Source organism: Pseudoalteromonas sp. SG44-17, assembly GCF_014164235.1.
Lineage (GTDB): Bacteria > Pseudomonadota > Gammaproteobacteria > Enterobacterales > Alteromonadaceae > Pseudoalteromonas > Pseudoalteromonas rhizosphaerae.
This window is the reverse complement of sequence record NZ_JACJEV010000059.1, coordinates 1-13,610: the sequence shown is the minus strand read 5'-3', so window position 1 is coordinate 13,610 and position 13,610 is coordinate 1. Positions and strand designations below refer to the sequence as shown.

At 40.1% G+C, this 13,610-nt stretch carries 11 protein-coding genes, 1 pseudogene and 1 riboswitch; of the genes and pseudogenes, 6 read left to right on the top strand and 6 right to left on the bottom strand.

Features of this window, described 5'->3' with window-relative positions; translation table 11 throughout:
* Window positions 1-323: 323 nt before the first annotated feature.
* From H5182_RS21535 to H5182_RS21520, 4 genes are all read right to left on the bottom strand, one after another.
* Window positions 324-869 carry a DUF4136 domain-containing protein gene (locus tag H5182_RS21535; protein ID WP_145242267.1) on the bottom strand — a complete coding sequence of 182 codons (546 nt, stop codon included), beginning with the start codon at window positions 867-869 and terminating at the stop codon, window positions 324-326.
* A gap of 169 nt (window positions 870-1,038) precedes the next feature.
* Window positions 1,039-3,816 (bottom strand): ATPase, encoded by a 2,778-nt coding sequence (locus H5182_RS21530; protein WP_182760613.1) that lies wholly within the window; start codon window positions 3,814-3,816, stop codon window positions 1,039-1,041.
* Complete coding sequence (locus H5182_RS21525) at window positions 3,816-4,361, bottom strand: condensin complex protein MksE (protein ID WP_149982697.1); 546 nt, start codon at window positions 4,359-4,361, stop codon at window positions 3,816-3,818. The genes H5182_RS21530 and H5182_RS21525 overlap by 1 nt, the downstream gene beginning before the upstream one ends.
* A 5-nt stretch (window positions 4,362-4,366) precedes the next feature.
* The gene (locus tag H5182_RS21520; RefSeq protein WP_182760612.1) at window positions 4,367-5,647 is read right to left on the bottom strand and encodes a hypothetical protein; all 1,281 of its coding nucleotides are present in this window, start codon (window positions 5,645-5,647) and stop codon (window positions 4,367-4,369) included.
* A gap of 178 nt (window positions 5,648-5,825) precedes the next feature.
* Here H5182_RS21520 and nhaD point away from each other — a divergent pair, with 178 nt between their 5' ends.
* The gene (gene nhaD, locus H5182_RS21515; protein WP_145242276.1) at window positions 5,826-7,073 is read left to right on the top strand and encodes a sodium:proton antiporter NhaD; all 1,248 of its coding nucleotides are present in this window, start codon (window positions 5,826-5,828) and stop codon (window positions 7,071-7,073) included.
* Window positions 7,074-7,187: 114 nt separating this feature from the next.
* Window positions 7,188-7,359: riboswitch (Lysine riboswitch) on the top strand.
* Between the two features lie 77 nt (window positions 7,360-7,436).
* Window positions 7,437-8,840 carry a lysine-sensitive aspartokinase 3 gene (gene lysC / locus H5182_RS21510; RefSeq protein WP_182760611.1) on the top strand — a complete coding sequence of 468 codons (1,404 nt, stop codon included), beginning with the start codon at window positions 7,437-7,439 and terminating at the stop codon, window positions 8,838-8,840.
* Here the strand turns inward: lysC and H5182_RS21505 are convergent.
* Window positions 8,817-9,560 carry a 4'-phosphopantetheinyl transferase superfamily protein gene (locus H5182_RS21505; RefSeq protein WP_182760610.1) on the bottom strand — a complete coding sequence of 248 codons (744 nt, stop codon included), beginning with the start codon at window positions 9,558-9,560 and terminating at the stop codon, window positions 8,817-8,819. The genes lysC and H5182_RS21505 overlap by 24 nt on opposite strands.
* Before the next feature lie 153 nt (window positions 9,561-9,713).
* On the opposite strand from H5182_RS21505, the gene H5182_RS21500 reads away from it, so the two are divergent.
* The 4 genes and pseudogenes from H5182_RS21500 to H5182_RS22445 form a co-directional block, all read left to right on the top strand.
* On the top strand, window positions 9,714-11,036 hold the full coding sequence (locus H5182_RS21500) for a sodium-dependent transporter (protein ID WP_182719136.1): 1,323 nt from the start codon (window positions 9,714-9,716) through the stop codon (window positions 11,034-11,036).
* A 134-nt stretch (window positions 11,037-11,170) separates the two neighbouring features.
* Window positions 11,171-11,602: a biotin/lipoyl-containing protein gene (locus tag H5182_RS21495; protein ID WP_182760609.1), complete on the top strand. Its 432-nt coding sequence runs from the start codon at window positions 11,171-11,173 to the stop codon at window positions 11,600-11,602.
* A 5-nt stretch (window positions 11,603-11,607) separates the two neighbouring features.
* A complete protein-coding gene (locus H5182_RS21490) occupies window positions 11,608-12,087 on the top strand; it encodes a zinc-ribbon domain containing protein (protein WP_182760608.1) in 480 nt (159 codons plus the stop codon).
* Window positions 12,088-12,156: 69 nt separating this feature from the next.
* Window positions 12,157-12,448 (top strand): annotated as a pseudogene (locus H5182_RS22445) (hypothetical protein); the annotation flags it as partial.
* Between the two features lie 47 nt (window positions 12,449-12,495).
* Here H5182_RS22445 and H5182_RS21485 read toward each other — a convergent pair.
* The gene (locus H5182_RS21485; RefSeq protein ID WP_182760607.1) at window positions 12,496-13,290 is read right to left on the bottom strand and encodes a hypothetical protein; all 795 of its coding nucleotides are present in this window, start codon (window positions 13,288-13,290) and stop codon (window positions 12,496-12,498) included.
* Between the last annotated feature and the right edge of the window lie 320 nt (window positions 13,291-13,610).

Below are 13,610 nucleotides of genomic sequence, written 5' to 3'. Positions count from 1 at the left end.
TGAGGAAAAATGCAGCTAGGGCGCACCCCAAACGCGATCGAAAAACAGGAGTATTTCAGTATGGGGTAGAGCCAAATTTTTAAGGCTGTACTTAATATTTTTCTTAAGTACCTACCTATGACATTGATGTAAGTAAAGGGCGTGAGCAAGACGCCGTAACCTTGCTCGATTTTTACTTATTCTTACATGGATGTAAGCTAGTTGAATAACCTAGGAGCAGTTATCGATCCCGCTCGATTACAAATCTCGCGCCGCGATTAAATTGCCCCTAGATTGAACAAATTTTAATTCTGAAAGTTCTATACGCCCTTAATAATTTAGCTCTATTTTAGTTTTTCTGGTGGAAAACCACTTAAAATTGTTGCAACGGCTTCTTGCACTGCTTTGTTACGCTCTTCAGGTGTTTGTTTCTTCTGAAGGCGACCTTCACGAGCACCACGCCAAACAAGCTGGTTAGAGGCACGGTCAACAACATCAATCACTAAAGTGCCCACATCATATTCATGGGTTGTTGTTTGTGTGTTATAACCCATGCCCCAGTAGTTCCAACGTGCACCGTAACCTACATTAAATGTATCAACGTCAACTTTAGTATCAACAGAGGCATGATAGTTAATTAATACATCTGCTGATGCTTCATCGGCAGGTGTCATACCGTTTGCTTGTAATTGTGCATTTACCGCTTCACGCACACGTTTTTCCATCAATGGGCTGATTTGATAGTTACCAGCGTCAGCCAAGGTTGCTTGTGGAAACCAAGCAAACGTTTTGTAGTTACCAAAGTCCACAGATTTGTCGTAGTCAATATCAGGCGTTTTTGCACACGCTGCTAGTAGTAATACAGCAGCTGCAATTAGTATATTTTTCATGGAGTTTGCTCCTTGGCAAATTTAATTACTATTCGTTTGATAACATAACATAGAATTAATTCAAGGAAATGTTATTTTTTACCTGTAATTTGTATACATGATAAGTACTAATTAGTTTAGTCGTCCTTGACTGAATGATGCATTAATTTACACAAACGTGGCTATTGTCTTATTCATGCTCTACTTCTATCCAATCCTTTTCATCTACCCAGTTCTGGGCGCCGTCTTTAACGGAGCGAATTGGCACAATATAATCACAGCTAATTTGTGGTTTCACCGAGGCAAATATTGGCACAAAGCCAAAACTCAGGGCGGTTTCTATGATTGCTTTTTGATTTTGCGGATCGATATCGGCCGCTTCATCAATATAAATCGGGATGCGGTATAAGTTTTGCTCTTGGTCGCTTAATAAGTAGCGGATAAACAACATACCGCATAATAATTTTATGGTGATACGCGTACCGTTTGAGCCAGCCGAATCAATCTTTTCAAAATGCTCGGTTTCGCCTGCACGGTTTACTACTTCAAAGCGAATATCAAATAAGTCAGTAAGGGTTAAACCGGCTTTATCAGAGGCAAGTTTAATTAAGTGATCTTTTGCTTCGTTGACAGCACTTTCACTGTAGGGTTCTTGGCTTAGTAAATCCAGCGTATCACCTTGTTCAAACTGATTTGAGGTACTGATGATGGTATCAATACTATCAACCAACATTTTGCGTGGTATCACGTTAATTTTAAATGCTTGTAAGTTTGAAATACGATGCTGACTAATGCCTTTATTGAAGCTGTTCATTTCACGGCGCAGTCTGTCTAAATCTTCACGCAGTCCCTTAATCGTCGCGGCTACTTCTGTGAGTGCAACCCGGGCTTGGCGTTCAACCGCATCACGTTCGTTATCAATATTATGGAACGCGCCAATCAATTTCTGGTATTTACTAAACTCGTCGTTTTCGTTATCAAATTTGGTAATACCAGCATTGTAAATATGCAAATAGGTATTACGAACGTTGATATCAAAATTACGCAGCTCTTGACAATCTTTATTAAAGTGATGAACTAAGTCACTGAGATTATCGAAATCAATTTGCACATCAATCATATACGGGGTGACTTTACCGCTATATAAATCCAGCGTGTGGTCAATTCGTTCAGATTTCACTTGGCGTAGGCGCTCGGCTTGGCGTGAAATTAAATCTTTTTTCGATTTAATAATCGAGCGTCGATCACTAATTGAACCGCTGTTATTTTGAATATCTTGTAAGTAGCTATCAACTTGCTCGCGTTCAGCCAATAATTGCTCTTTTAAGAGTGTTTGTGCATCAATAGATTGCAGCATAACCTGGAATTGTTCAAAGCGTTTAAGTGCGCTTTCTGCTGCCATGAGTTCATCGTATAAGGCATCTTTTTCTTTTTGTTTGTCGGCCACATTGGCGGCCACATCACGCTGTTGCTTAAATTCATTGAGTGACTGTTCAAGGGCGCTGAGTTGCGCAGTAAGTTGCTCTTTATTTTCACCGCTTTGCATCTGCACCGGGGAGAGTTTTTTCAGCTTGATGGTCGCGCCTGGCAGGGTGAGCACGCCGCCTTTCACGTTATCTGATAATTGCTCTAAAAATGCACCAAAGGCATCTTCATCAGTGATATCTATATCACCATTACTGGTGGTGGCAAATGACAGAATGTCAGGGTTTAGAATACGCGAGATCTCTTCAACTTCTTTAAGTGATAAATCCTCGCGCATACGGGTAAATAAATTAAACTCAAGATTTTTAAGCTGCAGCTTTAAGCTTTTGATCTGCTTTTGTGTTTCACTAATACGGTAATCAAGAGTATGCAGGCTTTGCCCTTGCGCACTGTTGATAGAATGCGATAGTGACTCGTAATCTTGCTTTAATTGACCAAGGCTTACTTTTAAGGTTGCCATGTTAACCAATTCAAATTCAGATTTTAGAGCACCAAAGTCTAAAAACCATTGCTCTATTTGTGTTTGCCTGCGTTCAATATCGCGCGATTGTTGTACATAAAGTTGTTGTTTTTGTTCAAACTCGTGCTTTTCGTGTTCAATGTCTTCAAGGGCAACATTAAGCTCGCTCAATTGCGCCTCTTGGTAGCTATCAAAATCGATTAATGCTTGGTCAATTTTGGGGGCGTATGCGGCTAATTTACCTTTGAGTACGGTTTGGTTTTCAAGCATAGATTCAAGGGCGCTGATAGGCTCTTGCATCGACTCGAGTGCTTTTAGCTCACGTTTTGCGCGGTTTACTTTATCAAAGGAGCGACGCCATACTTCATAAAAATCGACCTTTGAGTTTGACATGTGGCGTTCAAATACGCGTAACATAAAGCGCTTTACGTCGGCAGCGCCTAATTTATGCAGGTTCAAAATACGGCGGAAAATTTCTTTATAAATTGCCGAATCTTGCACGTTGTTAAGCGGGATCATCTTTAAGTTAATGTCGCCATCAAATGGCGTGGCACCACCCGTTAATAGTGCGTTGAGCTCTTGCGCTTTAAGCTCGATAGGGTTAAAGCCTTGCTCTTTTAAATGATTAAACAGTTTAGTGAACTTAATGATGGTTTTACCTTGAGTATACTGCTCAAGATCAAGCTTGCCTTGGTAACAAAAAAACTGATGCGCGTAACCGGCAATTTTACCAAGCCCAGCTACACCAATCACCACCGGGCCATGGGGTAGGTCGGCTTCGAGTAAAATATAGGATTGATCTGATGAAAAATAAAATTTACGGGTTTCGTCTAAATCATGACCGTCCCATTCTGTTAGGCGTAAATCATTAATAAGCGGAAATTGCAGAGCATTGATCACCGAGCTTTTACCGGTGTTATTTGGTGCACAAATTGAGCTGCTTTTATCAAGCGGGATCACACATTTGGCATAACCGGCGGTGTTTAATAATGCCAGCTTACTGAGGCCGTATAGGTTTTTCATTATTCGTCCTCTCCAATATAGGTTTCTTCGTTTACTTCCATTAAGGCATCAATATAACGGTAGATAGGTGCTTGCAGCATAAAGCCGCCTTCTACTTCACGGGCAAGGCCAAGTCGAATCATGCGTAAGTACACGTCTTTACGTAGGTCTGATCCTGAAAAAATTTCGAGCTGATCAAATAAGTGCTTGTTCATTTGCACTAAAGTTTGCATCAGTTCTAAATCATTCACTTCATCAAATAAGGCACGCATTGGGTCTTTACCTGAGTTTGCATAGTGCTCAATTAAGATATAAATGGTTAAGGCAATCGCGCGGGAAATTTTCCCCATATTGGGTGTACTTTCATCACTGGCAAAGTAATAAAAACCACGGCTGTCATGTTGTAAATCGTGGCCAAGGGCGCTGAATAATGCGCGGTAATGATCAATTTGTTGATCAAGCTCTTGCCACATTACGGTGTCTTGTTCGCTAATGTGATAGCCGGTGACTAATTTTTTATTAATTGCTTGTAGATGACTAAGTTCATCTAAATTTATCTGTGTCATAACGGTTACTCATCCACTGTTGGTGTTTGCTGAGGGTCAACAGGCTTAGAATTAAAAGGGAAAAGAGAAAAATGTTGCCCGGCAATTTTCACGCGCATTTTTTCATCACTTTGATTGATTTCAATATCGGTGTCACTTACCAGCTTTTGATATAAAAACAGCATTTCGTCGGCTTCAAGGTCTGGGTAGCTTTGCTCTAAAAAGGTCAATAATGGTTGTGGCTTTTTACGTTTAGCATTGAAGCGTTTTTTAAAGTTTGCTTTAACATTATTGTAATCTGGAATATTTGGCGTAACAAAAGCAGGCACATCTTGTTGATCAGGAAGTTCGTATTCACTGTGTTCAAACTCAACAAGTGCAGCCATATAAGCGACCATATGGCGCTGTTGCCCCAATGAGAACCGCTGCGTGTCAGAGACAAAATGTGGTTGTACGGCGCTGAGCATATTATCAACGCCATTTTTACGTACTAAACCAAGTACTTTAGCTGCTTGACGAGTGATCATATTATTACGGCGCAACTCTTCACGCAGTGGCATTAGCATATCGGCACTTTTACGCAGGCTTTCGCGACCAACTAAATGCATTTCTAAAATTCGGGTACGTAATCGTTCAAGCATGCGTTTATCTTGATAAGCTTTACCGCTGCGTTCAATATGTTCGATTTGCGTACTGATTTGTGTTTCGATGGTATTAAAACAAGCATGAAAATCGCCACGAATATCGACCATTTCAAGCATTGGTTCAATGTATTCATCAAATGCTTCAATCACCGCTTGATAACGCTTTTGTAATGATTGCACCGCATTATTAGCTTTTGCTTGTTCTACAATATTTAAAATGGCATTTTCGTTGTGGGCAAATAGTTTCATTATTTTACGCACCCGATCATCCATAATGCGGCTAAAACGGCGCATCTCGTCGTAGTCTTCAATACTACCGGCATTGTCTAAACGGTTACCCAAACGGGCTAAATCTTCAACCAGCACGCTAATTTCTTGCGCCAAGCCTAAATGTTCTTCCTGCAATAAAAAAGTGGCAAAATCTGCAATTGCACGGTTAATTTCAAGTTGTGACGATTTAGCCAAGGGAATAATAATATCTTGGTTTAAAAGGCGGTTGGTTTCTTTGTAAATGCGCTCATTTGACCACGTAGGTTGTTTTTGTTTGATCGCATTTTGCACGTCTTTTAGGCTGAAATCAGCCATTTTAAAACGTTTAAATAGCAGCTCTAACATTCCCCAGTGCTCTGTTAGGGTATTTAGCAACTTTTTAGCTGGGATCATAAAACTCCAAAAATCCTAATTTATCTTGTAAAGCCGGCTTGTTAGGCCTCAGCGATTAGTCGTAGAAAAGCAAATTGACAATAGTTTTACACATTCTTTGGTGCTAGACTGCGCGCCGTGTCGTCCTGCGGCTCATAACATACAATTTTTACATTTTTATAAAGGTTGTTCAAACACCATGGTAACTGCAATTATCCTAACCCTGATAACGCTAGCATTCGTGCTAATCGTTATAGAGGATATTATCCATGTAAACAAGGCCAAAACCACGCTTTTCTTTGGTACTTTATGCTGGATTATCTTATTTATCTCGCCGCTTCACGGGCAAAGCCCCGAAAACGTACAACATCAACTTGACCACAATATTTTAGAGATTGCCACACTCTGGTTGTTTTTAATGGCTGCAATGACCTTTGTAGCCTATTTGAACTCCAAGGGTTTTATCCAAAATATTGTGCATAAGATAATGCCCAGTGCTATTAGCGAACGCAAACTGATGTTTTTGATTGGCGGGTTCTCCTTCTTATTTTCGTCGATTTCAGACAATATCACAGCCACATTAATTTCCCTTGCGGTGGTGATGTCGTTAAAACTCGATCCGAAAAAGCTAATTAAATACGCTACGCTTATCATCTTTAGTGTGAACTCGGGCGGAGTGTCGTTAATTACCGGTGATGTTACTACCTTGATGATTTTCCTTGATGACAAAGTTACCATTGGTCACTTGCTATTGTTGGTTGTGCCTGCGTTATTTAGCGTGGCGCTATTGGCCATTATGCTGTCATTTGGACTCAACGGCCAAGTTGAGTTTACCAAACAAGAGGACCGTCGCATTGAGAAAACAGATATCACTATTGCAGTGATTTTCTTATCAACGATTGTCGGGACATTAACGTTAAGCGTGCTTTATCATGTGCCGCCTTTGTTAACTTTCTTATTTGGTTTGTCGTTGATGTTTTTAGTAGCGCAATTTTTAATGCGCAAAAAAGATGTGAATAAAAAAATCATCGATTATATTCGCGAAATAGAATACGACACCTTGCTGTTCTTCGTTGGCGTATTATTACTTGTAGGCGCCCTAAAAGAAGTCGGTATGCTCAGTAAGTTCACTCATCTTTACGAGTTAATGCCAGCACAATACGCTAATTATTTAATGGGTATATTATCCGCTGCGGTTGACAACGTACCGCTAACGGCTGCGTTACTTAAAGCTGAAATAGTGATGAGTCCACAACAATGGTTGTCGTTTACGTATGCAACTGGGGTGGGGGGGTCCATGCTTATTATTGGCTCGGCTGCCGGTATTATCGCTATGAGTAAAGTAAAAGCGCTTACCTTTATGAGTTATTTACGTATGTCGGTGTATTTATTAATCGCTTATACAATTGGTTATATGGGATCGTATTTAGCTGGTAGCTTTATTTAATTGCTTTTATTATTTAAAACAACTTGACAGCTAGACGTCTAAACGATAACTTTCAAAGCCCGCTTAATAGCGGGTTTTGTTATTTAATTGCTAATAATTTACGTAATTAATCTAACATTCAGAAGAGGTGCGGTACTTAGGTACTTAATGTTAGGCGACGTATGCCTGTAATCATTAAGGAGGGAAGTACTCGCCGAGGAAAGCAACTGGACGTCACAGTGGTTTTTCGGTTTATGGGGCTGAATCCTCAAAACTGTCACCAATTAGGTGGAGAGCTTCTGGCAGTGGACTTTTCTTATCGAGCACCCCCTTGCCAAGTTCTTCTTGTTTTATCGTGGTATGAATGCCACAAAAGGAGACGACATGAATACCCAATTAGCTGCAACTAACTTGCAACAGTCAGCACAAAATCAAAAATCAGACTACGTAGTCGCAAAGTTCGGTGGCACCAGTGTGGCTAACTTTGAAGCGATGAGCCGTTGCAGTGAAATTATTGTAGCCGATAACAACGTACGAGTAGTGGCCGTTAGTGCCAGCGCAGGAGTGACTAATCACCTTGTGACCTTATGTAAAAAAGATTTATCAGCAGAAGAGCGCAATGAGAATATTGCTGGCGTTATTGCTATTCAAGAAGCTATTTTAAATGAGCTGTCATTGGATGCTGATTTAGCTCATGGCTTTGATGAAACCATTAAAGCTTTTAAGTCACTTGCCAGTGAACCACTAAAATCAAAGCAACAACACGATGAGTTATTGAGCTTTGGTGAGCGTTTATCATCCTATTTATTTACTCAGGTACTGCGTTTAAATGGCTTAAATGCGGTGCGTTTTGATGTGCGACAGGTATTAAAAACCGACAGCCAGTTTTCTAAAGCAACCCCAGATGTAGCTGCAACAGCAATGGCCGCAAAAGAGCATTTAATTCCGTTATTAGCTGAACAGGTTATTGTAACTCAAGGCTTTATAGGCAGTGACGCGCATGGTCAAACTACCACACTTGGTCGTGGTGGTTCAGATTACAGTGCGGCATTACTGGCCGAAGCTATAAACGCTAAAAGCGTGCACATTTGGACTGATGTCGTGGGCATTTTTAGCACCGATCCGCGCTTATGTGCTAAGGCTACGCCGATTGCGCGTTTAAGTTTTGATGAAGCGGCCGAAATGGCTACCTTTGGGGCGAAAGTATTACATCCGGCAACGATCTTGCCTGCGAGCCGCAGCCATATTAGTGTGTTTGTTGGTTCTAGCCGTGAGCCTGAACGTGGTGGTACCTGGATCGAACGTGAGAAATCACAAATCCCCGGAATTCGTGCTGTCACGCAGCGTAAAAATCAAATATTGTTAACCTTAAAAAGCCCCGAAATGCTTTTGGCTAGTGGTTTTTTAGCCCACGTGTTTACAATTTTAAGTGAGTTTAATATCTCGGTTGATTTGGTAACTACCTCAGAGATAAGTGTTGCAATTACTTTAGATAATGCGCCAAATGCCTCGCGTCCTGAGCTTGATCAAGAATGCCTTGATAAGTTAGCGGAGTTTTGCCACGTGTCGGTTGAGAACAACTTAACCTTAGTGGCATTAATTGGTTCACAAATTCAATTACGTCAGCAAGAAATTAACTTAATGAATGTATTAAGCGATTTTAATATTCGCTTAATTTGTCATGGCGCAAGTAAACATAACCTGTGCTTTTTAGTGGAGCAGAGCGAGTCAGACTTTGTTGTGCAAGCGATCCACAGCCGTTTATTAGAAGTTCAAAACGCCGCGTAATTGGGCGGTTGAATTTACCACAGAGCACTGCCAGTCAGTGCTCTTGTCACTTACCACACTGATATCAAACTCATGATATTGACAACTCAGCGCTGTTAAATTTGCTCGCTCAAGTTCAGTAAATACATTGGGGCTGAGTAATTTTGCAATTGGTTGGCTGGTGGCTTTGGCAAGTGCTTCTTTTAAGGTCCATATTCTAAAAAATCGTTCTGCACTTTGCTGATCTTGCGTTATTAAATTTACCTCATCAAGATGATAAAAATGCTTAGCGAGCTTTGCAAATGGACGCTTCAGGTTTATTTTTTCAATATCAAAACCAAATTCAATTCGTTCTACATTTAATGCAGCACCCACAAAACCATTAGAGTGGGATAAACAACTACGCAATACAGTGTCACTGTCAGTTATATGTAGCAGTAATTTACTGCTTTGCTGGTCAAATTCAGAGCTAATATGGTTATTTGCTAGCTCACGAAATTGTGGCATCGTTTGCTTTAGCAAATACTTAAGCAGTAGCCGAGTGGCTAAATATTCTTGCTTGGCTTTGTAACTTTTTCTACGGGTGATAACCGTCAGTTCAAATGGGCTTAATAGTGCGTTTAAATCAAATTCATCAACATTTAACTGCTGGGCGTCAAATAATAAAATAGTATTCGCATTGAACGGCTGCACGCTGTGTTTGGTGATAACGAGTTGCTGTTGAAAAAATAACGCAGGCATAAAATCCACAATTAAAGTGATAAAAGAACAAACATGTTTATATTTTGTGCGGTTGTGCGCTGGTTAATTAAGCCAAGGCAAATTTATTACTCTGTGAGAGTTAAATATGGTTTAATTCACAATAATGAAAAATAATAACAGATTTGTAGATGTATGGCACAATTGCGTGATGGTTTTCAAAGCCGCCTTGGCTTTGTTTTAGCAGCTTCTGGCGCTGCAGTTGGATTAGGTAATATTTGGGGATTTCCCACGCAAGCGGCAAATCATGGCGGCGGCGCGTTTTTACTAGTCTATTTTATAGTTATCTTTTTTTTAGCCTTGCCAGCTTTATACACTGAGTTGTACTTAGGTCATAAAGCGCAAGCTAATCCGGTTAAAGCACTTAGACAAGCATGGCAAGAGCAAGCACCGCAAGTAGGCGCTGCTGCTGGTTATTTAGGTTTAGCCGGTGCGATTGTGATGCTGAGCTTTTACTCAATTGTTGCAGGTTGGATGCTTGCTTATGCCCTTGAACCCATTGCTAGCTTTTTTGGATTTACCACCGTCAGTACGTTTTTACACACGGATTCGATGGCGCGTAATTTTGTATTTACACCACTGATGCTGATCCTCACTGCGAGTATTATTCTCAAAGGTGTTAAATCTGGCATAGAAACATGGTCGCGACGGTTAATGCCGATGCTATTAGTGTTACTCGTTGTGCTAATTGCTTATATAGCCACGCTTGATGGCGCAAGTGAAGGCTTTGCTGCGTATTTAGTGCCAGACTTTAGCCAAATACTCGACCCAGGTTTAATTATTGCGGCAATGGGGCAGGCGTTCTTTTCGCTGTCACTGGGTGTCGGTTGTATGATGATTTATGGCTCGTACTTGCAGCCTGATGCTAATTTGCCGCGGTTAACCGCGTCGGTAGCGTTACTTGATACAGGGGTTGCCTTTTTAGCTGGTTTATTAATTATTCCTGCAATTTACGTGGCGCAGCACAATGGCGTGCAAGTATTTAGTGATGGAAAATTAGTGGGAGAAGGGCAACTAATTTTCGCAATTCTACCGCAGTTATTTAATACTATGGGCGAAATTGGCTTATTGGTTGGTTTACTGTTTTTTGTACTTATGTCGATTGCATCACTCACATCGACTATTTCATCAACTGAAATTCCAGTGGCTTTTTTAGTTGAAAACCATCAAGTAGAGCGTAAAAAAGCGACGTTTTTAGTGAGCTTAACGGTTTTAGCCGCGTCATCGTTGATTATTTTCAATTTTGATTGGCTATTTGGTTTAGTGATCATGGTACTGACTCAGTATCAATTACCGCTTATGGGCTTATTTTACTTTATCACTGTAGGGTGGTTGTGGCGCCGTGGTAATCAATTAAATGAGGCTGCAAGTGGCATGCGTTATTGGTTTGCTCAGTACATACGTTATGTGTGTCCGATACTGATGACCGCCGTGTTCGCTAATGTCGCGTTTGGTTGATAATTTAGCTGTCAGTTTTTTAGTTTTAATTGTTAATACATAGTGTTATACCAATCGTTTTAAGTTACTGACCATTTAGCTCGCTAGAATGGTTAAATATTTAAGTCGATTGGTATTATATCCAAGGAGGAATTATGAACATAGATGTTAAAGTCCCTACGCTTCCAGACTCAATACACACAGCAGATATCGCTAAACTTTATGTTAGTGAAGGCCAACTCGTTTATGCCGGTGATGTGTTATTTGATGTTGAAACTGAAAAGGTTGTTTTAGAAATAATGGCCGACTGCAGTGGCATTATTGAGAATATAACGATTGCAAATGGCGACCATGTTAATCCTGAACAGGTTGCAATGACTTTGCAGCAGCTTGCAGACAGCGAACTGCCAGCACGACCAACAGTAGACCAAACCCATGACAGTAAACTGTCAGTAAGCGGCTCAGCAGAAGAAGACGCTATTGCTTCTGCATTATTTAGTAAACTAAATACTATCTGCTGGGTAATTGGTTTTATTATCGGTGTGGCTGCAGGTGTTTTAGGAACCCTCATTGTGCTGGGTAAATAGCTAAAATGACCAATTATGTAAACCACCCAAGATATGGCAGCGAGCCAATCCTCTCTGGTAATAGTTATACAAAGCAAGAAATCGAGAATGCCTTTTGGTGGTATAAAAGTGTTCGCTACTTTCCTGAGACGGCAATCCCCGCAGTTATCGAAAAACAATGTGACAGTTTATATCCAAGGCTACTCTATGTTGATATAGAAGAGCAATGTGTTGATTGTCATAGAGCGTTTATATTTTTTGCTAAAGAGCAGCAATATTGGTTTGAAGAATTAAAGTTTTGGATTGATGCACATGCGATCAAGTGCTTTGAATGCAGAAAGAAAAGCCGTGCAATAAACCAGTTGCAAATTATCTATGCAAACTTAATCATTAAAGAGCATATAACGCTTGAGGAAACTCAATTGCTCAAGTCCAGCGCGCAGCAACTTTTTGAGTCAGGAGTGATCAAAAAGATTAATAAAATAAATGCTATCCGTAAAATGTAAGTAGACGTACTTAAGAGACCTATGTGATTACGTCTAAACTTGATTTGTCAGATCCGATCAACAGGGCTTTGGATCCGCCGAAGGATAAGAATGTGCTACTGGCGGCAATGGCGCAAACCACGCACTAAAGTACGCAGCTTAATAAAACTGGCTGTAAGTGAACGACTCGCCATAGCCTCTGGTATCACCAGTACAAGAAGTCGGCGCTTGGAAGCGAAGGCCTTATAGAAGCTCAAAAAGAAAAGGAATTTATATTGCACTATGCAATGACTATTTAGCGTCACAAGGTTTAGTGTCATTGAGAGATATTTGGATCAATATTCATTACGGGAGATGGACCGCCCATTGCGGACCCTCATGATGGGGGGCTGGAGGTTAGAGGCCTCCAGCTACCTGATTAGGTGAATTTTATAAACATTTACTTTCCAAATCTGCAATGTCTTTTTTATATTTTTCCATTTGCTGATGTTCGTATACTAATTCCTTTTCATCGTCTAAGTCTGTCACTGAATATAAATTTTTTATTTTTATACACTCTTGGAGAAAATAACTTTTACAATGAGAGCTATTTCGTAGGATTTTAAGATGTATTAAATCTAATTCAGCTAACAGTTTTGAGAATGTTCCCTGTTTGAAGAAATCACGTTCGTTAGTTAAAAGGCTTAAATTCGCTCCAGTAAAATATGCATCAGCTTTTTCAAGATCATGATATAAAGTAGTCAAAGAAAATGCATAGTTAGGTTCGTTGAATATGGAAGTCCACCATGCATAAATTACGTCGAATTCACGATTAAGTATTTTGGCATCCAATATTTGATTATTCAACTTCCTGTCTAGATTAAACAAATGGTTCTTAAGTCTATGAATTATAATACCAAGGGAAATTAGAGAATCAATATGATTGTCTTTTTTACAGGAAAGCTCCTTAATTTTACCTATTAAAATCAATTCAGAAGTTTGTTTAGACTTGTAGTGAATTACGTAAATACCTGCACTTGGAAATAATAGACTCATTATTCCAAGTGGTAATTTACTTATTTCAAGAAAGTAATTATAACCAGAAGAAGTCAGTGAAGATTCAAGCGGTAACCACACTAAAGCACCAAATATACCACCTATAATAACGGGGAATATGAGCCAAAACCAAAAACTAATATTTTTAAAAACAGGTTTGTGATGGTTAATACTAAATACTGCTTTCATTGACATTCTCATTATTCATGAACCAAATACAAATTTAGTGGGGATTATTATTCACCTAATAACGCCTGCGTAAATCGCGCGAGGTACGAGCGTCGTATTTGACGCATTTGTGTACGCCCGACATGGGCATTGACTTATGAGGTGAAAGTCCTCTGTAGGAAGATCACCGTTTAAATAACATACTGTTATTAAACAATAACTACTAGCGAATGGCAAGGGCTAAATCGCGAGAGATAGTCTGGAGGAAGCCGTTAGCAAATCTGTGAGCTGATGAACAAAAACATCATATGAGGCGTAGGCTGGAGACGAGCTAGCACAAG